This is a genomic window from Flavobacterium sp. RSSB_23 (genome assembly GCF_051547145.1).
Lineage (GTDB): Bacteria > Bacteroidota > Bacteroidia > Flavobacteriales > Flavobacteriaceae > Flavobacterium.
The window spans coordinates 134,509-160,401 of sequence record NZ_JBPTTO010000004.1 but is presented as its reverse complement, the minus strand read 5'-3'; the positions used below and the strand labels follow the sequence as shown (position 1 = coordinate 160,401).

Sequence of the window (25,893 nt, the reverse complement as noted above, 5' to 3'; positions counted from 1 at the left end):
TTATGCTATTTAAACGATTTTTGGTTGCTGCTGTTGCTGTATTTCTTTTTTCCAATGTTGCATTGTTTGCTCAGGTTCTGTCTTTAAAACAGTTGAATAAAAAATGTTTTTTATATCAAAAAGTAGAATGGGATATTAATGTAAAAGGAAATTGGATCAATCCTTACGATCAGGATGAATTAGTGATTGACATGCATTTTACCACACCTTCAGGCAAACAGTTAACCTTACCTTGTTTTTACGTTTCTGGTAATTCCGGGGAAGCCTCTCTTTGGGCAGCTAGATTTGCACCAACGGAACTAGGTAAGTACACTTACTACTGCTCTTATAAAAACAGCAAAGGATTGATTTCGCAATCCAAAAAACTTTCTTTCATTGCTAATCCATCTAAGGACTTAGGCTTTTTAAGAATGAATACCGATTGGACATTTAAAACAGATAATGGTGCTTTATTTCGAGGGATTGGAGAGAATATAGGATGGGAATCTCGAGATACAGACGATTCAAAATATTTTAAGGCATTGCATGAAAATCCTAGATTTAACTATGATTTTATGTTAAAAAAATTAGCTCAAAATGGAGGTAATTTTTTTAGAACTTGGATGATTTATTGGAATTTACCTGTAGATTGGAAACAAGTTCAAAACAATAAAAGATATGTCAATTCAGAAAAGCCATTTAATCCATCAGGTATGGAACGTTTGGATCATGTTGTACAATTATGTGATTCTTTGGGTATCTATATGATGTTAGCATTAGAAAGTCACGTGGGCCTTATGGGTACGGGATGGGAAACTAGTAGTTATAATGTTAAAAATGGTGGTTTTGCAGTAACTCCTACTGATTTTTTTGCCTCTCCAAATGCAAAGAAACAATATAAGAACAAACTTAGATTGATGGTTGCTAGGTATGGGTATAGTCCTTCAATTGGTGCTTGGGAATTTTTTAACGAAGTAGATAATGCAATGTATCAAGGGAAGCCTGAAGACTATATTAGTCATACTGTAGTTTCAGATTGGCATAGGGAAATGAGCAGTTATTTAAAGAGTATTGACCCATTCAATCATATTGTTACAACGTCCATTTCACATCGTGAGATAGAAGGATTAAATGAGATTCCAACTATAGATTTTAATCAAAAACATATCTATTGTAATACACTTGCTATTCCCGAGGTAATAACAACCCAAAAGGCAAAATATAACAAGCCTTACGTCATCGGAGAGGCAGGTTACCATTGGGATTGGAGTATTGATTTTAATAAATTTGGTAATGAATTCGACAGCCATTTTAAACTCGGTTTATGGTTAGGTATTTTTTCACCAACTCCAGTTTTACCCATGTCATGGTGGTGGGAGTTTTTTGAAGATAGAGGAATGATGTCTTATTTTAAACATATTAAAGCGATAAATGACATCATGCTTGCGGATTCAAATGGTTCATTTGACTTGCAAGACGTCCAATCTATAAATCCTAAAATTCAGTGTTACTTAGTAAAGGGGAAAAGTAAATCTTTTTTACTTGTGGTAAATACTAGTGCTGAAACTCAAACTGCAACTATTCAATTTGCAAATGCTTCAAGTTTGAATAAAAACGGAACAGAGTATGATACTAAAGATGGTGTATTTAATTCGATTCAGCTTAATGAAGTGCATGATAATAAGGTTAGTTTAGGAGCTTTTACTTTGGAAGCGAATCAATTTCGTGTTTTTATTTTTTAATTAGTTTGTTTAAACAGAAAAGCCGTTTCTATCAAGAAACGGCTTTTTCTGTTTGTAAAAGTGGTATTTAGTAAGTGTACATCGTAGCACTTGATTCTGCTCTGTTGTTTTGTGCTAAAGAAACAAAAGGAATCCCTTCTTTAGCAGCTTTTCTTTTCAAAGCGATAATGTTTTGTTGCTGAACAGCCAATGGGGTTTGCCCTTTTACTCGGTTAAGGAATTTAGAGTCATTAGCAGTTGAAGATAAACCAGTAGTTGCATTAGGAGCAATCACAATTACTTTGTTGTAATCTTGCTCACCGCTCACCACAATTTTATCTGAAACTTTGGTTGCTGCATTGGTAGTTGCATTGATCAATTCTGCTACCGCAAAAGTGCTTATTGTTTGCTCAACTTGTTCTTTTCCAGAGTTGAAGTAGATTAAATTGTTGTCAGTTTTGATGTAATTTACATTTAATTTTTCACCATTATGTTTTACCAAAACATGTGATTGTGCAAAAAATGGTGTAGCAATAGCTAAAAATAATAAAGTTATAAAAGTTCTCATAGTACTAATTTTTTTTCTTGTTATTGTTTTAATTAAAAATGATCTGAAAAAAAACTAGCATTCTGGAGGAGGACAATGTTTTTGTAAATAAATCCCTGTGGTATAAAAAGAATCCATAATCACTTTTGGTCTTCGAATGCTGAAGTATTCTTTTTTGGTATTGTTCAAAGACTCAGCTTTGAACACCCAGAAATATTCGGAGTCCAATTCTTTTTGATTTTCATTCTTTACGGTCCATTCTATTGTTTTAGAGTCTTTTATGTCTAAATAGCAGTCTAGTGTCCATAATAAAGAATATGAAAATAAAAGAAATAAAAATGCTATGTTTTTTGAATTTTTCACAATGTAAAGTTACTAAAACAGAGAAATACGTACAATTTCGTTTTGGTTAAAAAACAGTTAATGTGCTTTTTACTAGATTTACATCTTTCTTTTGATACTTATTTCCTTATTAAACTCATTACAAGGGGGTAGGTTCTTGATTCTCTATTGATAAATATGTTTTTTCCTGTTTTTAGACGGGGGTCTGTTGTTATGGAGTAAAAAACTAATTTTAGAATTTTAAAGAGCAGTCGCTTATTTCGAATATATTTAATAAGATTTTTTATACAATAATTAGAGATAAAATGCCAGTAATCGTCTTTTACTTAGAGAAAATGGGTGATATCTCATCAATTAAGTTATTGTAAATGATAAATAGTATCTGGTTGGGTAATGGATTACATCAGCTAAGAATATTGTATTTTGCACTGATTTCCCAAAATCTTAACCTACTAATTATTTTATGAAGAAAACTGTACTTACGTCTTTCCTTTTTTTTGTGTTTTTGGCTGCCTTTGGACAAAATTATTATATGACCAAACCCGAAGGTTTTGGAGCTGCCGCTACTGGTGGAGGCAATGCCACTCCCATAACCGTTTCTACCTATGATGAATTTAAGGCCGCTATCAAATTGACTACTCCCCAAGTTATTTTGGTTTCTGGAACGATTAATTGTAGTTATACCAGTGAAACGCTAACCAATAAAACCATCATCGGTTTAAAAGGAGCGCGCTTGGTCAATACGAATCAAACGGCAACGGGCTCTGGAATTCTGTATCTAAAACCAGGATCGAATAACGTGATTATTAGAAATCTAATTTTTGAAGGACCTGGCGCTTATGATGTAGATGGTCGAGACAATCTCACCTCTGAGTGCACCAATCTTTGGGTCGATCATTGCGAGTTTCAAGATGGCACCGACGGAAATTTTGATAACAAAGGAGCTGGTGACAATACTACCATTTCATGGTGCAAGTTTACTTATTTAAAACCAGCAAAAGCTGGCGGCCCAGGCGGTGCAGATGACCACCGTTTTACCAATTTGGTAGGGTCCAGTAAGTCGGATTTTCCTGCAGATGGACATTATAGCATCACTTTTCAAAACTGCTATTGGGCTGAAGGTTGCAAAGAAAGAATGCCAAGAGCCAGAAATGCAGAATTACATTTATTAAATTGCTATTACAACACTACAGTTTCTGGCTCATTGGCTATTGGTTTAGGTGGTGGAAATAATAACACTACTTGTTATGTAGAGAACACTAATTTTGCCAACATTGCGAGCGTTTATCGTAATTACAATAGTACCGATGGAGGTACTGTTGGACTCACATTTGATGGCTGTATAAACGGAAGTACCAATGTAGGTACAGTTTCAAAACCTTCTTATTCTTATACTGTTTTACCGGTGGCTGAAGTAGCTACCTCAGTAGCTAACGGAAATTGTGGGGCGGGTGCTACATTAAACGTAACAGCCGCAGGTGTTATTTCTTCAGGCTGTGCTGCTCTCGGACAAAATGAGTCTATGCTGAGTAAGGTGCTGTTTTATCCAACTTTGGTCGATTCAACGCTAACGGTCGAATTACCTGAAAATATGGATGGCTTGGTAAACATTGAGGTGTTTTCAGTTTCAGGAGCTCAAGTTTTTTCACTATCTAAAAAAGTTAACGCTGCAGAGAAAATAGCTCTCAACTTGTCGACTTTATCCAAAGGTTTGTATTTATGTACACTCAAAATAGGTACTAGTACTACCACTTGGAAGTTTATTAAAAAGTAAGTTTTTCTAATCACTATCATTTTAAAAGAGGCTACATAAGCCTCTTTTTTAGTAATCTTTCTTAACTTGAGCCCATATTTAAAGACTTAATTATGAAAAAGGGAATTATAGTTTTGATGGGTATTGTATTTCTAGCTTGTCAAAAAGACAGCAATGTTTTGACTTTACAGTTTGAACTCCCAAAGAAAATAAAAGAGATTTCTGGAATGGTATACATGCCTCAAAGCAAAATGATTTGGGGATTAGAAGATAGTGGTAATGACAACGTACTCTTTGGTTTAGATGCGAATTCGGGTGACCTCAAAAAGACGTGTACCATCACCAATGCCTCCAATGTTGATTGGGAAGAGTTGACCAAAGATGCGCAAGGCAATGTGTATATTGGCGATTTTGGTAACAATGACAACACCCGTCGTGATTTGTGTATTTACAAAATTGGGGCTTCAAAACTCAATGCATCTTCTGCAAAAGCGGACTATAAAATTTCCTTTTCGTTTCCTGAACAAAAAGAATTTCCACCCAAAAAATCGGCACTACTTTTCGATACCGAAGCGTTTATTGAATACCAAGGCTATTTTTATTTGTTTACCAAAAACAGAAGCAAAAATTTTGACGGTACTTCTCTGGTTTATAAAATCCGAAATGCAGCGGGAGTGCAACAGGCGCAATTAATTGGAAAAATTAAAACGTGCGACACTTACAACAGTTGCCAAATCACCGGAGCAGCACTAAGTCCTGATAAAAGCAAAATCGTACTGCTTTGCCACGACAAAGTGTTTTTGTTATCAGGATTCAAAGGAGGAACGGTACTAAACGGAAGCAAAACTCTTTTTGAATTAGGGCATTTTTCACAAAAAGAATCCATTGCTTTTATCGACAATAATCAACTACTAATCGCTGATGAAGCCGAGAAAAAAGGAAGGTCAAAAATGTATTTGACTTCGCTACGTCAATTAAAATCCAAACCCTAAGCCTACAGAAAGTCTCGCTTCTTCGTCTCTGCTTTTAAAATAAGTAATTCTAGCAGTTAGCACATTCAATCCGTTTAGCCAAAGGCCACCACCAAAGGCTTGATGCCATTTGTTGGAACTTTCATTGGGGAGCCAAACACGGCCGTAATCGAATCCGCCAAGAAGACCATAAGAAAGTGGTAACAAGCTTTTTTTGATTTTCCCTAATTGCCAACGAATATCACTGCTTTGATAGAACGAACGTTTTCCTAAAAAGCGTTCATTTCTAAATCCTCTAAGGTCATAATCTCCGCCTAATGTGGCGCCTTGATAGAATTCGTAATGGTCATTAAAAAGTATTTTCGATTTTAGAATCGTGGCTAGGACTAGTTTTCCTTTTTTATCTAGACGATGGTTGAGGTTAATTTTGGTTTCCAAAGCGGTAAAGTTTCGGTTGAGCTCTTCCAAATTCATTTTCCAAGTTCCTTTTATCGAAAAACCAAATCCCATACTCGGATAGGCTGGTAAATCATAGTTTTCAAAAGAATAGGAAGCACTAGCACCCGCAAATTTTTGCCTATCGAAAACTTCTGGATTAACGACACCAGGCGTATTAATAAAACGGTTTGTGCTTTCTTCTACGGTAATGCGTTCTACAAGTGCTGCAAAGTTCCATTCACTACCCATTCTTCCTATTTTTTTTAGCGTAGGTGTAACGGATAAGGTTCTTAGACGCACACGGTTGTAATCCATTCCAAACGTTTCGTCGTTGTTGATGGTTTCGTTCCCATAACCAAAGAAATTGATGGTAAAATTAGGGCTCGTATACTTAGAAGCTACATCCAAATCCCAATTGCCCAAAGCCTTTGGAAAATGAGCATTGTACAAAAGTTCGAAACCGCTAGTAGCAAAAAAGTAGTTGGCTTTTAGTATGTGTTTTTGTGTAAAGGGATTTTGTTTAAAACGATTCACCGTATAGTTAGCAATCAACCCCAATTTTACGCCATCATCTGGATTGTATCCACCAAAAGGAAGTCCAGAAACCGCATTGTATTTGGGTTTTTCATAGTTGTAATACTGGGTGTCGTAATCATCTGTGATTACTTTTTTGGTTTTTCCATCCAAATTATAAGTATTAGGTTTCGATTTAAAATCATAAACCATAATATTTTTGCCGTGCGTTACGGTGTAGCTATCGTTATTTTGTCCACCCAAAAGACGTAGTAAAATTCCAGATTTGTTTTTGCCTTCAACTTCAAATACATCATCATCATCTAAGCCGTAAATCCAAATTGTTTTGGTGGTTTTAGCATCAAATCGTTTGGTGTACCACGATTCGGGTCCTTCTTTTTTGAGACGAGAGACTACCACTTCAACTTCGTTTTTTGAAGGGAATGAAATAGAAAATTGTTCTTTTTTGTTGGTTCCAACGATTACCACTGTTTTTTGAAGTACTTCATAATACGCTTTGGCATAATTCGGTAAGTCTCTCATTCGGACTTTTAACTTTTGAATGATCTCGGTGATAGTTTTTCCTTTTATTTCATTTGGAATGGATGCAAAACCTTCTTCTATTTCTTTATCAGACAAATGGTTTTGAATGTATTTGGCTTCTTCAATCCAATCTTCCTTTGTTGCAGTTCTTAATAAAGCCAAATCCAACGGATAAGGCTCTCTATTGAGCCATTTTACATTGCGAATGGACGAGTTGAACGTTTGCATATGGCGTAAAGCGGGCATATTCATTAATAACGAAAGCAACGCTCCATCGTATTTACTAAAGGCTTGGTCTCTGTCTTTTGGAATTGGTTTGTAAGTGACATTTTTTCCCTCTTTGAAGGCACTCCAGCGCCATTGGTCACTATGACGGTCCCAATCTCCAATAAGCATATCAAACAATCGCGCTCTGATATAGGCTTTTTCATCGACTTGGTATTTTTCGTCTTTGTGTAAATTGCTAAGCAACTCATCGGTAGCAATGATTTTATCGGGATTGTCGAACAACTCATTGTCGATTTGACTATCACTTGGTCTTTCTTCCACCATATACAGTTCGTTACCAAAATTGGCATTGAATTCTTTCAAAGCATTGTGTTTCGGAATGTAGACCAATTTTGGATTGGTGTGATAGACGCCAATTTTGTCCGCAAGATTGCCCACCGCAAAAGGCGTATAAGGATGCGATGTGGTGTAAAAGTCAAACAAGAAATCTTCGGCATAGGTGTCTTCAAAATCAGTAACGACGTATTGGTCTTTGAAGGCTACCGCTTGTAGAAAACGTGTGGCACTTTTTTTCAAGGCGCGCATCACGTATTCTTTTCCATCTTTGTCTACCAATTGCAGGGAATTGGATTGATGTCCGCCACCCGCTCTTTTGGGTTGTAAACCACCATAAAGTGTGTCGAGAGTGACAGTAGGGACGGCAATTTTGGTGCTGTATACTTTTCTGTAATGCGTGCCAAAAAGGAACTTATAAAAACCTTTTTTTCGGGTTTGCTTTTGGGTGTAAATCGAAGCAGTAGTTGTTTTTGGAAAATTTTTAGGTGCTACAACAGCATTTTTTTCATCCGAATCGAAAAGGGTGGTTTCGAATAAAAGGTGTTCGTTTCCTTTTTCATTTCCAAAAAAAGAAGCTGTGATACGACCATTTTTATACACAGAAAGCGTGGCATAACCATTACCGCCATAGGAGAAATCATTCGGGAAAATAGCTCTTGCGGCTTCAGATTTTGAGCCAGCACCACTAATGATTTGTTTGATGTTGTCGTGGTCAATATACTGTAAATTATGGTCGTGTCCCGAAACTACTACTACATTATTGTGGGCTTGTAATAGAGTTTTGATGCGCTTCGTCAAGATGGTGTACTGTTTGTTTTGAATGTCTTGCGGACTTATTCCTGATGTTTTGCGCAGTAAATTGATAACTGACCCAATTATTGGTAATGGAATTTTTTGTTCCAAAGGGAAAAGTTGTTTTTCTAGGGAAAATTGCCCGCCGTGCGACCCATTTGTTTGCAAAGGATGGTGCATAGCCAAAATCACTTTTTTATCTCTGTTTTTGTTCAACAGGTCTTCAAGTTCTTCAAAAAAAGCTTCTCTGGTTTTGATGTCACAAAACTCATTAATAGTAGGATGCTGATTCCAATCTTCAAGGAACCATTGGCTATCCACCACAATCATTGTTAGATTACTGTTGATTTTTACACTTTCGATGGCACAGTTTTTTTGTGGAAGAAAGCTTTTTTTATCGTTTAATTTCGTCGTGATGTATTGCGCTTGACGTTCTAATCCTTTGATGCCGCTGTACCAATCGTGATTTCCAGGAATGAATACTGTTTGTCCTTTGAAGTTTTTAGCCAAAGCGATTTGTGTATTCAATTTGGTTTCGGCCAAGGCCTTTGCCTCAGGTTCTTTGTCGCTGGGCATTCCTTTGGGATAAATATTATCTCCCAAAAACAATAAAGTGCTATTTTTGTGTGCCGAAGCTAACTTTTGACTCAGCAGTTCAAGGGTTTGTTGGGGTAGTGGTAAGTCGGCATTGCCGGCATCGCCAATTAAATAAAAAGTGTGGGCAATTTTTGTGGTATCAATGCCGTTAGTAGTCCTTGTTTTTGCTGCTTCTTTTCCAAATTGTGCCTGATGTGTGGCACAAGATTGAAGCAATAGTATAAAGATAAGAAGGGTAATTCTAGTTTTAATAGCTTTAAAACAATAATCCCAAAACAATTCCATAATTTAGTCGTATAAAAATTTGTTTATGATCCTGATTTCTAAAGCTCAAGATTTTGTCACTTCTTTGCTCAAAGATAAACTTTCTAGCGAATATACCTATCACAATTTGACACATACCCAAGGAGTGGTAGCGGCTGTTACAACTTTGTGCCAAGAAGAAAAAGTAGAAGGTGAAGACCGTGAGGCCTTATTTATTGCCGCATGGTTTCATGATACCGGATTTATTTCGGGTTGTAGCAACCATGAATTATGTAGTTGTGATTTGGTGACCACTTTTTTGACAGAGCAAGGGGCTTCTAATGCATTTATTACGCAAGTCTGTCAGTTGATTGCGGCCACCGAAAAAACATATGTTCCTCAGACGCTTTTAGAAAAAATAATTAAGGATGCTGATTATTACCATCTTTTTGGAGCCGACTATCTATTCAGTTGTGAAAAACTTCGCAAGGAATGGGAAAAAACCGAAAAGGTAACGTATACCGACAAAGAATGGGCTCTGGTTAATTTTGATTTTATGGTCAACTATCATCAATTTTATACCGATTATGCCAAGACGAATTGGCAACCTTTAAAAGATAAAAACTGTATTGCTTTGCAAAAAATAATTAACACCAAAGAAGATAAAAAAGGCAAAAAGGAGAAAAAGAAAGCCAATACTCTCAAAGAAGACAAGCCCGACAAACCAGATCGTGGAATTGATACAGTTTTCAGAGTCACGCTAGGCAATCACACCCGATTGAGCGGCATTGCCGACAGTAAGGCGAATATCTTGTTATCCGTAAATGCCATTATCATTTCTATTGCTTTGTCTACGATTATTCCGAAGTTGGACAACCCCAAATACGCGCATTTAATGATGCCGACTTTTTTTATGATTGTCTCTAGCGTAACGACGATTATTTTTGCGATTCTTTCTACGCGTCCCAAAGTAACCAAAGGCTTCTTCTCCCGACAAGATATCGAAGAGCAAAAAGTAAACCTCTTGTTTTTTGGTAATTTTTATAAAATGCCTCTCGATGAATACCAATGGGCAATGAACGAAATGATCAAAGACCGTGATTACATTTATAACACTATGATCAAAGATTTATACTTTTTGGGCATTGTCTTGGAGCGCAAATACCGCTTGCTTCGTGTGGCTTACAATCTTTTTATGTTTGGGATTGTGGCTTCGGTAATAGCTTTTGTGGTGGCGTTTAAAATGGCTGGAGTGTAATATTCGAAGGGATAATGTTTTTGCACCAATAAAAACTTTTTTAGCGTAAAGGCTATTGAAATTGAATCAATCTGTCATACATGCTCTTAATTTGAATATCTCCAAAGCCATAAATTCCTTCTCTTTTTACAAATTCTGTAAAAACAAGTTGAAAATCTTTTGATTGAGTTTTTAGTATTTCTAGTACCACTTTTTCGGGTCTGCCTAAGGATTGGTCTAATGGAAATCGGTCGCTGTGTGCTTGGCAAACCTCTTCTAGGTACTCCAAACAGTCTGATGGAGTTTTGGCTAATGCAATAAGTTTTTCTAAGTCATTATTTTGATAGGCTGACCATAGGTTTTTTCCCAAGTTGATATCATCAGGTGAAAATTGAATTTTTGAATGATATGCTTGTTCGAGTGTTTTGGGAGTGGATTCGGCAAAACCTTTCCACATATCTGCTTTGTTTGCGATGATTGGAAACACTCTGAAGACTTTAAAAGTGGGGTACTTGGAAAGTAAAGAAAGCACAAACCACATATTAACTTGACAGAACAAATCATTTTCAAACCAAAGGCAAATTTCGGAATGCTCCGGCAAGTTGCTTAGTTTGTTTAATTCACGGACTGTTTTTTCAAAATACTTTTCGGTCGATTCTTGATAAGTACTAGCAATAAATTGAGCTCGAATATTCCAAAAGAAATCAAGTCTATCGGCAGCGACTGGCCCAACAATCAAACATTCTCTGCAAATTATAAAGTCTTGATTGATTTTGGTTGGTCTCAATTGCTCAGCCAAACAGTCTCCATTTAATAGATGATAGGTTGTCATTAATGGAGGATTTACGGCACCACAAATGAAGTGGCGGCAACAGTCGTACCATTTAGATTTGGAAATATTCTTTTACTTATGGCTGGGTCATCATAGGCATTGTCCCAAAACGAATCTCCGTAGGCTCTCACATACACTTGTTGACCCGATGTAAAGCCAGCAGAAAGTAGTTCGGTTTGGGTGATGGTTTTTTCAAAAGGATTAATTTGCGCCACAAATACAGCAGAAAAATAAGTGTAATTGGTAGCACTTACTTGTGAACTGGTGGATAAAAAATAACGTACATAACGACGGTTGGCTGTATTTCCTGCGGGGTTTGTGGTAATGGATAACTTTACTTGATTGTTCAAAACAGCAGCCGTTACGTTTGTTACGGTAGTAGTAGACAGCTGTCCTAAGGAGGGAATAGTACTAATGGCAGTGGCTTGCCCGTTGGTTCCGTGTACCACACCAGTTTTTTTATAACTTCCAAATCCCGCTTTGGAGTATTCTAGAGTGTAGGTACCAAAGGGCACTTCTGGAAGCACAAATTTTCCCTCAGTGGTAGTAGTAGTTTGAATCAAAGGAGTTGTTTCTAAGACCTTAACATTCATATTCGATTTGTCCAAAAGCGTTGTTCCTTCATCATAAAGAATTACGGAACCCGAAATAGCTGCTTTTGAAGTGGGTGTAGGTTCGTTATCGTTGTTGCTGCAAGAGAAAAGCAAGACAGCGACTATAGTTACAAGGGGAAAAAGGATGTTTTTCATTTATCTATCTTTTTTGTGATATGTAAAGCTACTAAAAGTTTTTTTTTATTTATGTACTTAGAATTTAAGATGTTATGGAATGATTAAAAGTGTATCCAATAACCAATAACAATAAAAAGTCGGAATACTTTTGACACTTGCACGGATTACAAAACGCAACTATAAAACTGCGAAGTCGTAGGAATTCCCAATGCAGGAGTAAAGAATTTGTTGGACATCAGAGAGAATGAATCTTAAGTGCTTCTTGACAGTATCTGAAAAAGGGTTCAACTTTAATTTAAAAGTCAAACCCCATTGTTTTATTTAAAATAGCTATTAGTTGATCAATTTAATGATTTTTGTATCATTTCGTTAGGTGCAGGTTCCAAAGCATATATTTTATAGCCTTTTTTAAATAATTTATATACTGGAATTGCATATGATAATGTTAGAAATTCTCTTTTTTGGTTAACTCCTCTTGTACCTAATTCAGTTCCAATTCCTATCTGGAAATCTAAAATAGCAAAATTAAGTACTGGGGCAAAAACGTTTTTAGTGTCATCACCAGTACCTGCAGAAAATAAGAATCCAAGATTAATTCCAAATCTATTTCTGAACTCTTCATCAATAATTTCACCTGTGTTATCTCTTGTTCTTTCTAGTTGTCCCCAATAGTATCCTACACCAGCACCAATTGAATTAAAGAGAAGTATGTCACCTTGTTTTTGACTATCCCCTTTGACAAAATTGAATCTGACCAATGGTATTGTAAAATTTGTTGATAATATTTGTGAACCATATATAAGGGTTGTGTTTTTTAATGCCATTTTTTCTGCCTTATATTCATCTACTTTTGACACTTCTTTTCCAAGACTTGAATCGAAATCATTGATTTTTTCAATTTTGTATCCGTTAGCTTTGAGTGCTATTGCTAATTCCTCAATCCTTGCTTTTTCTTTTTTTTCATTTTCTTCTTCAATTTTTTTCTTTTCTTTTTCTAAAAACAAAATTCTTTGGACTGCAGATTCTTTTATAGTTTCATAATTTGTTTTTAATTCATCAGCAGACAATACCTTTTTGGTTATTTTAATTGACTCGACACCATTACTATTTTTCGAATAAATATTTATTGTTGAACCAACCTTAAATAAGGTAGGTGATTCATAGATGAAAAACTTATTTGCATTCGCATTAACACTTATTGGTTTTGTTCCATCACCAAGGTCGATGAAAATTGTTGAATCATCATCAATTTCACCAAAAATTGTCATACTGCCTACAAAAATATTTTTTGGTGGTGGTACACTTTGAGCATTTGAATAGTAACTGTTTAGTAAACACAATAGCATGAATAGTAATTTTGCTTTCATAGTTTTTATTTTTTGGATTAGTTAATGTAATTTATAAAATTAAATGCGTATTAAATACAAGTATAAATACCTATTGTTTTTCTATGTAATGTGGTCAATTAGTTTGATAGTCAGTGATTTGGATAAGGTTTTATATTAATCTAATAGTTGTGAAATTAAATTTAGAGATTAGTGCCATTTTTTTTCGAAGCCTCACGACTTGTTGTTAACTTAAATGTTTTTTCAACTACGTAAATGTAATAAAAGTCTGCTGGCTTTTATGTATATGTTTGTTTTTTAATAAGTTGTATGTGTTTGTAAAAATTGTATCCCATAATCCGCAACGATACAATCTAGGAGACTTTTGATATTTTCACATATCACAAACGTAACAAAGTTGTGACAAGTCAATGAAATATGTCAATGGCGAGTTCCGAATTAGTTAGTCTTTGGGGTGTGGAGTTTTGTTATGGTTCTAAAAAATAGTATTAATTTTAGTCTTTTTGTAATCCTCATAAGAAACTTAAATTTTGAAAAAAGTAGTTTTATTTTTAATAGTATTTCCTGTTTTTTCAGTTGCACAAAGTAGCATCGGCACTGTAATTGACAAAAAAAATAACTTACCAATTGCAGATGTTAATCTCACTTTGAAACTGTATGATAAGAGTATTATAACCGATGAAAAAGGTAAATTCGATCTAAAAAGAAACATAAAACTTGAAGAAAATGATACTCTTTACTTTTCTCATATGAGTTATGTCTCAAAAAGAATTACCTACAAGGAGTTGAAAGATTATGATTTTAAGGTTTTTCTAGATGAAAAAATAGAACTCTTAGACAGTATTACTCTTAGCTATTCCTCAAATAAACAATTAAAATTAAAAATTTCTTATTCAAAATTAGCTCCTCAAAAATATCCACTTTCAAATTTTGGTGCAGTTTTAAAAGAGAATAAAATTTATGTGATTGGTGGTGATGCTTCGTTTACAACTGATGCTTGGAAAAAAGTACAATATGAAAAGGTAGATCCAACAATGGAGGAATACATTAGAGAACTTAAATTTCAGTTTTCAGGGCAAATGTACAACGGCAACCTAATGGTTTATGATATAAATACCAATCAGTGGGAGACTTCTTTATTAAAGTTTAGAAAGCGAGCCTTTCATAATCTAAATGAATACAACGACAAGATTTTTGTATTTGGAGGAAAAAGAGTTTCTGTAAATGGTATTTTTGAATATTTAGATGATAAAATGGAAGTACTTGATTTAAACAAACAAACCATTACCATCGACAATACGAATCCTCATCAAGCTGCATCATTTGCTTCTTTTACCTATAATAATTCTTTAATTGTTATGGGAGGATCCGTAAAAATGAGTGATAATGGAAAAAAGAAGTACTCTGATAAAGTTCATTTATATGATTTAAGTTCTGGGTATTGGTACGAATTATCAGCAATGCCAATAGCTAAAGAAACCTCTGGAATTTTGATTAAAAACAAAATCTATTTATTTGGGGGTTTTAATGGAAAGCCATTGTCAGCTATAGAAAGTTTTGATTTAGTTACCGAAAAATGGAAAACAGAAGGTAACTTGTTTTGTACACTAAATAATCCTGCAATTACCTTTAATGATGATTTGGTTTACTTATTTGAAAACGGGAAAATATATACTTACAATACCAACACAAAAGAATTAAAAGAATACTTAATTGATTTGCCAATGCAAGCCTCTAAACTATTTTTTTATAATGACAAACTATATTTGTTAGGTGGGTATATTGAAAATTATTTTTCAAAGTTTCCTTCTCCCAATCTTTTCAGTATTGATAGCAATGAATTTAAAAATACAAAACCAAACAGAACGGCAATTTTATAAATTGTAGTTTGAAAAGAATCCATATGGTTTTGCTACACATTCTTGAAATATAATTTTCAAATATAAAAGTGAAGTAAACTTACTTTAAAATTAATTAGTCCTTATAAAATTTATATTCCAAAATATACCTAGTTCTAAATATATTTTCCTCTGCGAAGTTGGAAATATTTGCAGAGCGGGCGTGTCAAATTAGTTCGTCTTTAGGAACGAATTTTGTACTTTTTAGAATTTGATGCAATCAATAAATAAGGTACACCGATTATAATTGCAGCAAAAAAAGCAATGTTTTAAATACTTGAATTTTCAATACTTTTTGCGATGAAATACCCAATTATAATCGTTAAAGCCATTCCAAACAGCACATTTTTATATAAAGCCGCAATTCCTTTAATGTCAATCTTTTCTTTTTCTTCTTTTGACATAGTGTTATAACCAGCAATTAAAAAATACATTTTTCTGTATTTAATTAAGAAGCCGAAAATTATAAAAAGTATCGCTATTCCAATCATTTTTTACTAGTTAGGGTGCTATTTTGTTAGGTTAAAGTACTCAAAATAATCTGAAACTACAATGCTGCGAAGTCGGAGACATTCGTAGAGCGAGTGTGATGAATTTGTTAGACTTTGGGGAGCGGGGGCGGTTATTTTGATTCCAGTTTTTTCAAATAATCTATACCTTTCATTGCTTGTCCAAGTTGAGAATATTGACTCTCAACCGAAATCGTAAAACAAATAAATGAAATTGCCATTTTGAGACTTTGTATCCTATTTTTAGGATATTTATTTTCCAAATCTTTCTTTTTTATTCCGTTGATAATTTCGTCTATATATTGCTCATCGAATTCTAGTGTGTGTGCAATTTGATTCCTTAATTTATTTAATGCATTAACTTCTTTCTTTACAAATACAGAAATACCCAACATTCTTGCTATTGTAACTTTTTGTGAGAATGATAATTTTTCAGGATAAAATTCGTCATTTCTGTATATCGCTTCGGATATTGATTTGACTAAGGATTTTTCTACTAAGATATGACCTCTAATAATTATTCCTTCGATGATTGAAAAATCAGTGAAAGAATCATGATGTTCATCACTCAAGTTTTTTAACCATTCACTTCCTTCAATTTGGGTTGATACTTTATCTAGTAATAATTTAAAATTTAAATCTTCCATTTTATATAGTGAATTTATAATGAGTTCTAACGTTTTGTTACTACAGCAGGATAGCCAAATCATCCAAATACAAAACCAATTTCAAATTAAGCATAATAATCAAATTGTTTGTAGTGTGTGTTATTCGAAGCTAATTTTCTATTTTTATTATTCCTTGTGTTGTTGCTAACCAAATATTATTTCCTTGAATTGTAATATCCATAATTGTATTGTGATAATTACCTTCTCTAAAAATTAATGTTTCAACAACATCATCATTTTTAAATTTTGTCAATCCATTATTTGTTGCTAACCAATAAAGACCGTCTTTATCAACTTCAATATCACTAACAGTATGGTCAAGAATTTTTGAGTTAGATTTGTTATAATGTTTCCAATTTTTATTTTCAAGTAATGATAAACCACCTTTCCCTAGTCCACCACCATAACCAATTAACAATTTATTGTCGTTTGTAAATTTTACAGCTCTAACAACACTTAATTGTAATTCAGAGTTTTCAGTTGTATATTTTGACCATTTGTCATTTTTAAATATCAACAATCCATTATTATGTCCTATTGCAATTTCATTATCTTTATTAATATCTATAGACCTAATAACAATCTCGCTTGAAGGTGATTTTATTTCACTCCATTTATCTCCATCAAACTTTGCTAATATATTATCTCCTCCAAAATAAACATTTCCATATTTATCTTCACAAATTTCTATTATACTTTTATTACTAATAAATTTATTTTCAACTAACTCAATTTTAGAGCCATCAAATTTGACAAGTTTATCTGGTTTCCATAATGAAAACCAAGTATTACCTTTATTGTCTTTGAAAATAAAAGTTATTTTTGAGCGACCAAATATTTCATTTTTATTTAATCTACTATAATTCGTATTATCGTATTCTATTACTCCTGAATTTGCGCTTCCAATCCAAATATTTGTATTATCATTTTTGCAAATTGACCATAAATCATTATCGGGTAAATTAGAATTTTCTTTTGTAATTATCGTAAATTTACTTTGGGCATTTGCAAAAGTTATCGTTGTTAATATAATAAATAGTGCTAATTTATTCATTTGTAGTATTTTGGTTTTTAATTTCGCACATCGTTCTCGCGCTACAAGCAGTTTGGGATTAAATCAGCGTTATCTTACGGATTTGCCAAATCTTCCAAATACAAAACCATTTTTGCTTTAAGCCAAATGACCAAATCCGTTGTAGTAGTTTTTAAGTATTGTTAATCTGCATTGTGTAAAGTTATGGGGAGTTTGTATTTTGTTCTAACTGAAACTCCATCTTTTTCTCCTGGATTCCATTTTGGTGATTTTTTTAAAGCTTTTATTGCTTCTTCACCGGTGCCGTAACCTGGGTCTTCCACAATAGTGATATTTGATATTGAACCATCCTTTTCGATAACAAATTCGGTGAGGACTTTCACCTTTGTATTTAGTTTTTCAGGAATTTGATAATGTTTTCCTATGAATTTGTAGAACTTTTCGATTCCGCCCGAGAAGCTTGGTTTTAAAGTAACATCTTCGTAATTGTAAATTGAATCTAGCTTTTTTTCCTGACTTTGTGCGAAAAATGAAATGCTGAAAATAAAAATAGATAATAAATTTTTCAAAATGAGTTTTGATTTTTGTTTGTGGTTTAATTCCATAGAAATAGTATTAAGGTCTCTAATATTAGTCTTTTTTCTTTCCCAAATATATTCCTTTTCCTTCAAAAATTATAAAATTTTTCTGAAATATAGCCTTCTGTTTTGCTTCTTTCCATTTGTCTTTTTTCAACTTCTAACTTCTAATTTCGTACTTCTACCTTCGCATGAGGGATGGGAGTGGCATCCTCTTGGGGCGGGGTTCGCCCCAAGAGATATAGCGTACAGCCCGGCCCCCGCATGGACTTTGGGTGTGGTGGAATTCCAAACGTCTGGCGGGGGACATGCCCAAAATAATTAAATTGGGATAGGTATGTTGTCTAAATTACTTGATTTCGTCGAGGAGTTCTTGGTAAGAATAGGTTTTGGCGGGAGTGTCGCTCTCGGTGGTGTTTTTGACCTTGACACGTAGGGCGCGCAAACCCGAAACGCCTTGTAAATCCTCTATCTCGAATTGCTCTACGGTGGGCTCAAGAATGTTCTTGAATTGCAGGTACTTGATGTATTTGAGGTATTCTTGCTCTTCGTTGTTGTGCGAGTACACTATGGTGATTTTTTCTTTTTGGGTGATGCGCTCTTGGGTGCCTTTGATGTTGGCTTTGTCGATGCGTTTTTTGACCACTTCGTAACGGGCATTGTAGGTGCCGTCTACATCAAAACGTTTTTCGTCCATGCGAAAACGAATGGAAAGCGGGGCGCTAAAGACCAAAATCAGCGAGGTGACATCGAGTTCATACGGCAAAGTGGCTTTGAGTTGGTGGTGTTCCAGCTCCATTTCGCAAAGGGTTTGCAATTGCCAAAGGCGCAAATTGTGCAAATACATCATGTCGAAACTTCGGGTGGGCGCAATGCTGGTGCCAATGTACAGGTTGTGTTCTACGCCATCGGTTTTGAAGCGTTCGTAATAATGTGGGTAAATTTGCTGTGCTTCGACTTGTTTTTTGTCAAGCACGGCGGCCAGTTTTTTGTTGATAATCGACATGGCGTTATCGAACTTTTTGCGGGCGTGGTAAAACAATCCTGTTTTGGGGTCCAAACTCGCAAAGTAGCTGCTTTCTACTTTTTCGGTATCAAAATCCATTTTGGTGTTTCTCAAAATGGGGTGAATTTCGTTTTCGATGTAATTCTGAATCAGCTGCTCGGAGTCGGCTTTGAGCGGCGCATCGAGTTCGTTGTAAAACGACTGCAATTCGAATTGGCGTTGTTCGAGCAACAACAAATGCTGATTGGATTTTTGGTGCGAAAAAATATCCAACAAGGTTTTTAATTGGTTTTTCAAATCTTCTTTGACTACTTCGTTACGGTGCACGGAAGAGCCTTTGATGTCGATTTGACCGTACAACGGAAACACTTCTTTGAATACAATTTCCTTGAAAATATATTCTTTATTGAAACTGTTGGTTTGAATGAACTTGTAAGCTTCTTTTCTAAATTTCCAATACACGCTCGGGTGAATGGCGGTATACTCACGTTGAATCACCGCTTCGACCTGATGCAAAATATCGGTATTGTGACGTTCTATAGTGTCGATTAGATACGGAAGAATCAAATCGAGTTTTTCGGCATTGAGGCTGTTGAGCACTCTAGCCGTTGGTGCCACGAGTTCAATTACACCCAGCAACACATTATTTTTGATGACAGGCGAAAACACGGCACTTTTGATGCCTTGAGAAAGCAAATGTTCACACAAGACTTTATTTTCTGTTTGCAGTAAATATTGGTCTACATCAGCAATGATTAGCGATTTTTTTTCTGCGATGGCTTCTTCGAAACAACAGCTAAACAGCGAGTCGGAACAACTCAATTCTTGCTCGTTAAAAAGCAAATAGCTCGACAAGGTCTCATCAGAATAAGGCGGTTTTACAAAGGTGTTTTCTTCTTGATTGTACAAAATGAAACCCACTCTTAGCTCAGGAATTCGAAATACAGAACGGAAAATGGTTTCAAATTCATCAACATATTCAGCCTTTTCGATTTCGGACTTCAAAAGGTTACTTTTTAAATTCGAAATGGCGCTTTCGGTCGTGGCATCATACAAAGACACAATTCCAAAGCCTTTGAGAATCCAGCTTTCTTTAGGGAATTTGGCTTTCCAAAGGTCGATATTGTCATAATTATCGAGCAATTCGTGCACTTCTTCTTGGGTTAAAGTCAAGGATTTCTCAGTAGGAATGATTTCGACAAAATCGGCATTATACAAAATGCGATAATGATTCATAATACCGTTTTGGTCTTGGATATCAAAAAACAAAGGTTGGTTGAAGTTGATTTTTTGACCATAGAATTCATTGAGAATCAAGGCGCAATTCATAATATACAATTGGTCATCGTCTACATCTCTTATCGAGAATTCTGGCGTAAATCCTTGGTGCTGAAGTATTTTTTTGAAACGTTCAGTATAATTGAAGGTCAGATTTTGAAAAGGAATGGCCACCGCTTTGATTTCGTTTTGGGTTAAAGCGGTAGGAAACAAGTCGGCGAGTAAATTGCGTACTAAGGCTTCGTTGTCTTGTATTAGGCTTAAATCCTCGATGCCGTCTCGAAATTGAGGAAAAGCTTCGATTTCTTTGAGTAAGGCTTTGGCATAGTTGGAACGGTAATCCACATCGGATTGCGCAATTTCTTCTAAAGATTCGATGAGTTTATGAAACGAAATGAGCGTTTTGAAAGGACTTTCTTTGAGTGTAATGCTTTTCATCTGCGTAGGCTTAAGAATGCAAATTTACGCAATCTTTGTGTGCTATGGCTCAAAAAAAATCCTCAACTGCAAAGGGCAATTGAGGATAGTATTTTTGAAGTCTGAAAAAAATCTAGTTTTTCTCTTCTTTGTTGAAATATACTAAGTAGTAATACATTTGTTTTTCTTCGTCCCAGCCTTTTTCTACAAATTTTTCGGCACTTTCTGGATTGATAAAATCCATTTTGATTTGGATATGTGTATCAAGATTAATCACGTTTTTGATGGATTTTCTCGCGTCTGAAACGGCAGCATTGGCAATAGGGAAGGAGGTCACATCTTCGATGCTGTATTTCTCTCCTTTGTCTACTTTATAGTTTTTGAATTCAGGAATCAAATCGGGATTATCAATAACCTCGTTCAAGAAATTCGATTCTTCAAATTGGTCATTTTTAGCAAAATAATTCACCGAGCGGTTCATGAACATCACTTCTTCTTTTTTGTCTTCGGCAGGAAAAACAACGTCTTTGGCAAAGTTTTGACAAAATTTCAAATACTTTTTGGTGATGAAGTTTTCGTCCTCAAAAGCATCTACAGATAAGAAATGCTCCAACCAGTAGCGCGCATCATAACGGTTGCTGTCTACCGTCAATATTTTGTAGCCTTCTTCTTTTTTGTGGTTGAAAATCAAACAACCTTTGTCGAGTTTATTCAAGCTCACGCCGTGTTGCAGAATCATCTCTAAATGCGTTTCTTTTTCCTCAAATTGTAAAAAGTCGGATTGGATTTCGCTTTTAAAAATACCAATAGCGTCTAATATGTTATTGTCTATCGAAACATTCGTTAAATGCGCCACATACACCTCGCCATTCTTGATGTGCGGATGATTGGATTGCTCGAACAAGTGTTGTGTGATTTGTTTAGAAACTTCGTGTAAACTGCCTGGATTATCAAAAATTTGAGTGGCAAATTTGAACATGTCGTTGTAATCCAAATCTACTTCGTGTGCAAATTGAAAGTAATTTTCTTCTTTTTCTCTAAAAGGTTTCAAGAAGAATTCTTTAATCAACGGAACAATTTCATCGTTGAGGTTAAAAGGTTGTTCTGATAAGAAGATCGCTTCATTACGACTCTTGTTTCCAACACGATGTATGGAAAGCGTTTCGATGTGGGTGTTGAATAAGTTGATCATTTTTTTTGGAGTTGATGAGGTACTAAGTTTCTAAGTTGCTAAGATTTTAGTTGCTTTCTTTTATTTTTTTTATGAATGCAACCAACATTCTTTCAATCTCTCTACTATCCTCATACATATTATTAAATTCTTCCTCTTTTAAAAAGTTTATATTTTTTGCAATTTTCAGTTGAGTTTGCAATTCAAATAAAGATCCCATAGCAATAGTAAGAAACCTCAAGAGTTCGTTTTTACTATCTCTACCAATCCCTTCTGCAATATTACTTGGAATTGAAATGGCAGATCGTCTTAATTGAGAAGTTAAACCGAAAATCTCTTCTTTTGGAAATTTTTGAGAGTTGTTATAAATCTTTGTAGTTAATGCCATGGCTTTTTGCCACACTAAAATTTTTCTAAAATCACTCATTTTACTAGTTTATAATTCGCTGAAATTCTATGTTTCTTAGCTTCTCAGTGACTTAGAAACTTAGCTTCTCAAAAAAATTAGTTCCAATTCTCCTCGAAACCGTAGTCTTCGAAGCTATCGTCACCACTAAACATGTCTAGGTCGTCTTCGTCAAGATCGTCTTCGAATTCGCCGTAGATGTCATCATTCATATCGGCTTCAAAGTTTTTTTCACCGGCTTCTGCTGGCATAATACCGTGAGAGAATAAGGTTTCTGGATAGGTACCACCAGCAACTGGTTCTTCTATAGCGGCTAATTCAACCAAGAACGTCCACATGTTGATGAAATCGTACACATAGATGATTTTGGTATTGGCTTCATCAAGGATATCCGATAAAGCGTAATCGCTCATGGTGCGTTGCTCGCCAGGAACATCTCCCGTATCAAACAAAGGAATTTCATCTTCTTGATTCCAAGTTTCATCACAGGTATAAAAGGAAGCTACTTCCATACCATCAAAGCCAAATGCATTAAAAATAGCGTTGTGTAAATCTTCTAAAGTATCGTCAGAAAGTATTGCTATGTCTCTAAAAATGTCTTCTTCGGCATCTAGAATAACTCTAAATTTATAAACCATAATTTTTGTTTTTGTTGAAACGTCAAAGGTAAAATTTAATTTTAGAAAACTCTTTTGCAATCTTATTTTGTTGAAAAGATTTTATTTTCAAAAGCTACGAAAACAAAAAAAGCTGTCCATAACAGACAGCTTTTACTATGATCAATTGTGAAGTTTTAGTGTTTCTCTTCAGAACACAAACCTACGATTTCATGGAATACATCGTGTAATGCAGTCAATGATTTTAGGGTAGCTTCGTCTGAACCTTTGGCTTTTACTAGTTTGTCCAAGCCTTTAGCACCTTCTTGCAATTTTTTGATAGAAGCCAAGATTGCTGGTGTTTTGAATTCGGCTGGGATAGCTTCTTTTGACAACGCATCAGCTTTTTGAACCATTTCTTCAGAGCGAGTTTTAATAGGATTCAAATCACCTTCTTCTGCAGGATGAAAAGTTTGTGACATTACTCCGTGAAAGGTTTTGATAGCAGGCCATTTTTCAAAAGTAGTTTGTGCAGACAAATTGGAAACCACCAAAAAGAAGAACAAAACAGGTAAGAATTTTAAAGATTTCATGGTTGTTGTTTAAAAGTTATTGGTTCAAAGGTATCAACTTTTTAGTTGATGAAAAAAAAGAACGAATTTAAATAACAGCCATTATAAGTTAAAATTGGTAATGTAAGACACTCTCAAGGTTGGATTATCTTCTTGAATCGTATTCTTGTAATTCCAAATATGTTGATGGATGTAAGAGAACTGAATTTGATGATGCGAATTGATATTATAGCCGAAACCACCAATAATTCTATTTTGATTTAAAAAGGTAGCTCCAGCATTACTGCCAATATTCATAAAAACTTCATCACCTACAAAAGTAAAGAGTTTTACCTTGTCGTCTTTTTTGGTCAAATTATAGTTGGCTAAGAAAAGATAACGAAGGCGGTTTCTGTAATCATAATGGTCTATAGAATATTCTGTTTGACCAGATAAGGGATCTTTTTGTCCAACCGCAACGCCAACATATCTAAATTCATCTCTTAAACGATTGACAAATTTAAAATCGCCAGAAATAATGTTGTATGTACCTTGTATCCAAACATGATTTTCGGGAATGCTAATTTTGTTCATAGCTGGATCACCATAAGAATAAGTGTTGTAGTGCGAGTAACCAAGGCTTCCCATAAATTTCTTGGTAAACTGGTAATCTATAGATGGACGAACAAACCATTGTTGTTTTTCACTAAAGCCATTAGCATAGCGCATTACGGCTTCAAAAGAAACGGATGTCTTTTTGGTAAGCATGTTTTTACCAAAATAATGGAACCAAATGTCATTATTCTGAGATTTTACTTGAGCAGAAACTTCAGTAAAATTCAGGAAAAGGGACATTAATAGTATTGGGGATATTACTTTTTTTTTCATTTTTATAAAGTGAAGATATTCTTGAATATAGGAATGCGAGTAGTACTCCCACAAGTATTTTCTTGCGGGAAGTACAGTCGCAACACTAACTAAAATCAAACGATTTAATACAATTATTTTTGACCTTTTATTCTAGAAGACAATTTGTGATCTGAGAATGTGATGTGATCATCTAAACCAATTATGGTTACTTTTCCGCCTTTTGCTACATATTCATTTTCAAAATGATGAAGGTTTTCCATAACCGAGTGATCTACTAGTTTTGTTTTTGTAAAATCGATGGTCACATTCATAGCAGATGGTAGTGCTTCTAATCTACTTTTGATTCCCAAAAAATTACTAAAAATAGCCGACTTTTCTACCTCGACTAAATAATCATCACCGTTTGAGGAAACCAATGCAGTAGCTTTGAATAAAGAGCTAATTGGAGCACCATGAATTAAGTGAAAGAAGATTTTTAATAAAATCCCTGCTGCAATTCCTACCAATAAATCTTCATGAAGAGTAAAGAAAATAGTAATTAAGAAAATGGCTAATTGTTCTTTACCAATGTTTAAAGTATGGATAAATTCTCTTGGATGTGTTAATTTAATTCCAACTGTAATTAGCATAGCTGCCAAAGCTGCATTTGGAATCATTTCTAGAATTGGAGCTGCCAAAAGCACAAATAATAATATAAAGAAACCATGAAAAAAGTTAGCCCAACGTGTTTTAGCTCCATTATTTACGTTTGAAGAAGAACGAGCTACTTCAGAAATCATTGGTAAACCACCAAAAATAGCTGCAATTGTATTACCGATACCTACAGCAATCAAATCTTGATTCATGTTTGATTTTCTTTTGTAAGGATCCATTAAATCAATTGCTTTTACAGTAAGTAAAGATTCAATGGTACCAACTAATGCAAACATGATTACATATTTTATGAATAAACCTGTTTGAGAAATACCATCAAAGCTGATGTTAATATTGATGTTGTCAACGAAATTACCAATTTTAACTAAAGAATATGCTGGTTCTGTTTCTTTGAAATGCATGAACAATTCACACGGAATTGCGAAAAGCAAGACTACCAATGGAGCAGGAATCATTTTGATTGTTTTGTTTTTGATGTAAGGCCATCCTAACATTATGGCTAAACTAACAACACCTATGAATGTAGCTTTTGGGTCTAGATTCATAATAAAATTCGGAATGTTAGCAATCAGTTCTAAAGGTCCTTTTCCTTTGGCTAAACTTGGGTCGTCATTAAGTAAGACTGGGAATTGTTTGGCTATAATGATGATACCAATGGCAGCAAGCATTCCGTGAATAGCGGAAAGAGGGAAGAAATCGGCTAGTTTACCCAGTTTCAAAACGCCAAAAAGGATTTGAATTACTCCAGCAACTGCCATAGCGCCCAAGGCAAGTTTCCAGCCTGTTATTGGGTCACCTTTGCCAAATTCAGCAACAGCACCAGCAACAATTACAATAAGTCCAGCGGCTGGTCCTTTGATGGTCAATTTTGAACCCATCATCAAACTTACTACTAACCCCCCAATAATGGCAGTTAGAAGTCCCATTACAGGAGGAAATTCAGAAGCTTTAGCAATACCTAAACTTAGTGGTAACGCTAGTAAAAATACAATGAAACCAGAAATTGCATCTGTTTTAAAGTTCTCTTTTAATCCCGCAATTCCATCTGCAGGTATATTTAGTTTATTTTTTAATGACATTTTTTTGATAATTAAGTTGGTTAAAATTAG

At 34.7% G+C, this 25,893-nt stretch carries 22 protein-coding genes; 5 read left to right on the top strand and 17 right to left on the bottom strand.

Annotated features, from left to right (window positions below; all coding sequences use genetic code 11):
* The first annotated feature begins 2 nt into the window (after positions 1-2).
* Complete coding sequence (locus ACSVH9_RS08875) at positions 3-1,721, top strand: DUF5060 domain-containing protein (RefSeq protein WP_438063415.1); 1,719 nt, start codon at positions 3-5, stop codon at positions 1,719-1,721.
* Between the two features lie 67 nt (positions 1,722-1,788).
* Here the strand turns inward: ACSVH9_RS08875 and ACSVH9_RS08870 are convergent, their stop codons facing one another.
* Both ACSVH9_RS08870 and ACSVH9_RS08865 read right to left on the bottom strand, forming a co-directional pair.
* The gene (locus tag ACSVH9_RS08870) at positions 1,789-2,268 is read right to left on the bottom strand and encodes a hypothetical protein (RefSeq protein WP_438063414.1); all 480 of its coding nucleotides are present in this window, start codon (positions 2,266-2,268) and stop codon (positions 1,789-1,791) included.
* Positions 2,269-2,322: 54 nt separating this feature from the next.
* Positions 2,323-2,610: a hypothetical protein gene (locus tag ACSVH9_RS08865; protein WP_438063413.1), complete on the bottom strand. Its 288-nt coding sequence runs from the start codon at positions 2,608-2,610 to the stop codon at positions 2,323-2,325.
* Positions 2,611-3,052: 442 nt separating this feature from the next.
* On the opposite strand from ACSVH9_RS08865, the gene ACSVH9_RS08860 reads away from it, so the two are divergent.
* Together ACSVH9_RS08860 and ACSVH9_RS08855 are read left to right on the top strand one after the other, a co-directional pair.
* Positions 3,053-4,363, top strand: coding sequence for a T9SS type A sorting domain-containing protein (locus ACSVH9_RS08860; RefSeq protein ID WP_438063412.1), 1,311 nt, complete (start codon positions 3,053-3,055; stop codon positions 4,361-4,363).
* Positions 4,364-4,455: 92 nt separating this feature from the next.
* Positions 4,456-5,334 carry a hypothetical protein gene (locus ACSVH9_RS08855; protein WP_438063411.1) on the top strand — a complete coding sequence of 293 codons (879 nt, stop codon included), beginning with the start codon at positions 4,456-4,458 and terminating at the stop codon, positions 5,332-5,334.
* Here the strand turns inward: ACSVH9_RS08855 and ACSVH9_RS08850 are convergent.
* A complete protein-coding gene (locus ACSVH9_RS08850; RefSeq protein WP_438063410.1) occupies positions 5,317-9,045 on the bottom strand; it encodes a metallophosphoesterase in 3,729 nt (1,242 codons plus the stop codon). The two genes, ACSVH9_RS08855 and ACSVH9_RS08850, sit on opposite strands and share 18 nt — an antisense overlap.
* Positions 9,046-9,070: 25 nt before the next feature.
* Here ACSVH9_RS08850 and ACSVH9_RS08845 point away from each other — a divergent pair, with 25 nt between their 5' ends.
* Positions 9,071-10,261 (top strand): Pycsar system effector family protein, encoded by a 1,191-nt coding sequence (locus tag ACSVH9_RS08845; protein ID WP_438063409.1) that lies wholly within the window; start codon positions 9,071-9,073, stop codon positions 10,259-10,261.
* A gap of 52 nt (positions 10,262-10,313) precedes the next feature.
* On the opposite strand, the gene ACSVH9_RS08840 is transcribed toward ACSVH9_RS08845, so the two are convergent.
* The 3 genes from ACSVH9_RS08840 to ACSVH9_RS08830 all read right to left on the bottom strand — a co-directional run bounded on the left by ACSVH9_RS08840 (position 10,314) and on the right by ACSVH9_RS08830 (position 13,170).
* Positions 10,314-11,072: a DUF1835 domain-containing protein gene (locus ACSVH9_RS08840; RefSeq protein ID WP_438063408.1), complete on the bottom strand. Its 759-nt coding sequence runs from the start codon at positions 11,070-11,072 to the stop codon at positions 10,314-10,316.
* A gap of 11 nt (positions 11,073-11,083) precedes the next feature.
* Positions 11,084-11,821 carry a carboxypeptidase-like regulatory domain-containing protein gene (locus ACSVH9_RS08835; protein ID WP_438063407.1) on the bottom strand — a complete coding sequence of 246 codons (738 nt, stop codon included), beginning with the start codon at positions 11,819-11,821 and terminating at the stop codon, positions 11,084-11,086.
* 323 nt (positions 11,822-12,144) lie between these two features.
* Positions 12,145-13,170 (bottom strand): hypothetical protein, encoded by a 1,026-nt coding sequence (locus ACSVH9_RS08830; protein WP_438063406.1) that lies wholly within the window; start codon positions 13,168-13,170, stop codon positions 12,145-12,147.
* 509 nt (positions 13,171-13,679) lie between these two features.
* Between ACSVH9_RS08830 and ACSVH9_RS08825 the strand changes: the two genes are divergently transcribed.
* Positions 13,680-15,029, top strand: coding sequence for a Kelch repeat-containing protein (locus ACSVH9_RS08825; protein ID WP_438063405.1), 1,350 nt, complete (start codon positions 13,680-13,682; stop codon positions 15,027-15,029).
* A gap of 287 nt (positions 15,030-15,316) precedes the next feature.
* On the opposite strand, the gene ACSVH9_RS08820 is transcribed toward ACSVH9_RS08825, so the two are convergent.
* The 11 genes from ACSVH9_RS08820 to ACSVH9_RS08770 form a co-directional block, all read right to left on the bottom strand.
* The gene (locus tag ACSVH9_RS08820) at positions 15,317-15,538 is read right to left on the bottom strand and encodes a DUF3784 domain-containing protein (RefSeq protein ID WP_438063404.1); all 222 of its coding nucleotides are present in this window, start codon (positions 15,536-15,538) and stop codon (positions 15,317-15,319) included.
* 131 nt (positions 15,539-15,669) lie between these two features.
* Complete coding sequence (locus ACSVH9_RS08815) at positions 15,670-16,203, bottom strand: hypothetical protein (RefSeq protein WP_438063403.1); 534 nt, start codon at positions 16,201-16,203, stop codon at positions 15,670-15,672.
* Between the two features lie 130 nt (positions 16,204-16,333).
* Complete coding sequence (locus ACSVH9_RS08810) at positions 16,334-17,278, bottom strand: hypothetical protein (RefSeq protein WP_438063402.1); 945 nt, start codon at positions 17,276-17,278, stop codon at positions 16,334-16,336.
* Between the two features lie 161 nt (positions 17,279-17,439).
* Entirely contained in the window at positions 17,440-17,862 is a 423-nt protein-coding gene (locus ACSVH9_RS08805; protein ID WP_438063401.1) for an energy transducer TonB, read from the bottom strand.
* Positions 17,863-18,184: 322 nt separating this feature from the next.
* A complete protein-coding gene (locus ACSVH9_RS08800; protein WP_438063400.1) occupies positions 18,185-20,557 on the bottom strand; it encodes a GAF domain-containing protein in 2,373 nt (790 codons plus the stop codon).
* Positions 20,558-20,669: 112 nt separating this feature from the next.
* Entirely contained in the window at positions 20,670-21,728 is a 1,059-nt protein-coding gene (locus ACSVH9_RS08795) for a nucleoid-associated protein (RefSeq protein ID WP_438063399.1), read from the bottom strand.
* A 46-nt stretch (positions 21,729-21,774) separates the two neighbouring features.
* Entirely contained in the window at positions 21,775-22,134 is a 360-nt protein-coding gene (locus tag ACSVH9_RS08790; protein ID WP_438063398.1) for a four helix bundle protein, read from the bottom strand.
* 77 nt (positions 22,135-22,211) lie between these two features.
* Positions 22,212-22,751 carry an IS1096 element passenger TnpR family protein gene (locus ACSVH9_RS08785; protein WP_159686032.1) on the bottom strand — a complete coding sequence of 180 codons (540 nt, stop codon included), beginning with the start codon at positions 22,749-22,751 and terminating at the stop codon, positions 22,212-22,214.
* 155 nt (positions 22,752-22,906) lie between these two features.
* Complete coding sequence (locus tag ACSVH9_RS08780; RefSeq protein ID WP_159686035.1) at positions 22,907-23,302, bottom strand: hypothetical protein; 396 nt, start codon at positions 23,300-23,302, stop codon at positions 22,907-22,909.
* 81 nt (positions 23,303-23,383) lie between these two features.
* Positions 23,384-24,148, bottom strand: coding sequence for a DUF2490 domain-containing protein (locus ACSVH9_RS08775; protein WP_438063397.1), 765 nt, complete (start codon positions 24,146-24,148; stop codon positions 23,384-23,386).
* Positions 24,149-24,261: 113 nt separating this feature from the next.
* Complete coding sequence (locus ACSVH9_RS08770) at positions 24,262-25,863, bottom strand: SulP family inorganic anion transporter (protein WP_438063396.1); 1,602 nt, start codon at positions 25,861-25,863, stop codon at positions 24,262-24,264.
* Positions 25,864-25,893: the final 30 nt, after the last annotated feature.

Bases quoted from the DNA above. Each gene is read 5' to 3' on its own strand.
- ACSVH9_RS08875 (WP_438063415.1), top strand. From the start codon at position 3: ATGCTATTTAAACGATTTTTGGTTGCTGCTGTTGCTGTATTTCTTTTT.
- ACSVH9_RS08870 (WP_438063414.1), bottom strand. From the start codon at position 2,268: ATGAGAACTTTTATAACTTTATTATTTTTAGCTATTGCTACACCATTT.
- ACSVH9_RS08860 (WP_438063412.1), top strand. From the start codon at position 3,053: ATGAAGAAAACTGTACTTACGTCTTTCCTTTTTTTTGTGTTTTTGGCT.
- ACSVH9_RS08855 (WP_438063411.1), top strand. From the start codon at position 4,456: ATGAAAAAGGGAATTATAGTTTTGATGGGTATTGTATTTCTAGCTTGT.
- ACSVH9_RS08850 (WP_438063410.1), bottom strand. From the start codon at position 9,045: ATGGAATTGTTTTGGGATTATTGTTTTAAAGCTATTAAAACTAGAATT.
- ACSVH9_RS08845 (WP_438063409.1), top strand. From the start codon at position 9,071: ATGATCCTGATTTCTAAAGCTCAAGATTTTGTCACTTCTTTGCTCAAA.
- ACSVH9_RS08840 (WP_438063408.1), bottom strand. From the start codon at position 11,072: ATGACAACCTATCATCTATTAAATGGAGACTGTTTGGCTGAGCAATTG.
- ACSVH9_RS08835 (WP_438063407.1), bottom strand. From the start codon at position 11,821: ATGAAAAACATCCTTTTTCCCCTTGTAACTATAGTCGCTGTCTTGCTT.
- ACSVH9_RS08830 (WP_438063406.1), bottom strand. From the start codon at position 13,170: ATGAAAGCAAAATTACTATTCATGCTATTGTGTTTACTAAACAGTTAC.
- ACSVH9_RS08820 (WP_438063404.1), bottom strand. From the start codon at position 15,538: ATGATTGGAATAGCGATACTTTTTATAATTTTCGGCTTCTTAATTAAA.
- ACSVH9_RS08815 (WP_438063403.1), bottom strand. From the start codon at position 16,203: ATGGAAGATTTAAATTTTAAATTATTACTAGATAAAGTATCAACCCAA.
- ACSVH9_RS08810 (WP_438063402.1), bottom strand. From the start codon at position 17,278: ATGAATAAATTAGCACTATTTATTATATTAACAACGATAACTTTTGCA.
- ACSVH9_RS08805 (WP_438063401.1), bottom strand. From the start codon at position 17,862: ATGGAATTAAACCACAAACAAAAATCAAAACTCATTTTGAAAAATTTA.
- ACSVH9_RS08800 (WP_438063400.1), bottom strand. From the start codon at position 20,557: ATGAAAAGCATTACACTCAAAGAAAGTCCTTTCAAAACGCTCATTTCG.
- ACSVH9_RS08795 (WP_438063399.1), bottom strand. From the start codon at position 21,728: ATGATCAACTTATTCAACACCCACATCGAAACGCTTTCCATACATCGT.
- ACSVH9_RS08790 (WP_438063398.1), bottom strand. From the start codon at position 22,134: ATGAGTGATTTTAGAAAAATTTTAGTGTGGCAAAAAGCCATGGCATTA.
- ACSVH9_RS08785 (WP_159686032.1), bottom strand. From the start codon at position 22,751: ATGGTTTATAAATTTAGAGTTATTCTAGATGCCGAAGAAGACATTTTT.
- ACSVH9_RS08780 (WP_159686035.1), bottom strand. From the start codon at position 23,302: ATGAAATCTTTAAAATTCTTACCTGTTTTGTTCTTCTTTTTGGTGGTT.
- ACSVH9_RS08775 (WP_438063397.1), bottom strand. From the start codon at position 24,148: ATGAAAAAAAAAGTAATATCCCCAATACTATTAATGTCCCTTTTCCTG.
- ACSVH9_RS08770 (WP_438063396.1), bottom strand. From the start codon at position 25,863: ATGTCATTAAAAAATAAACTAAATATACCTGCAGATGGAATTGCGGGA.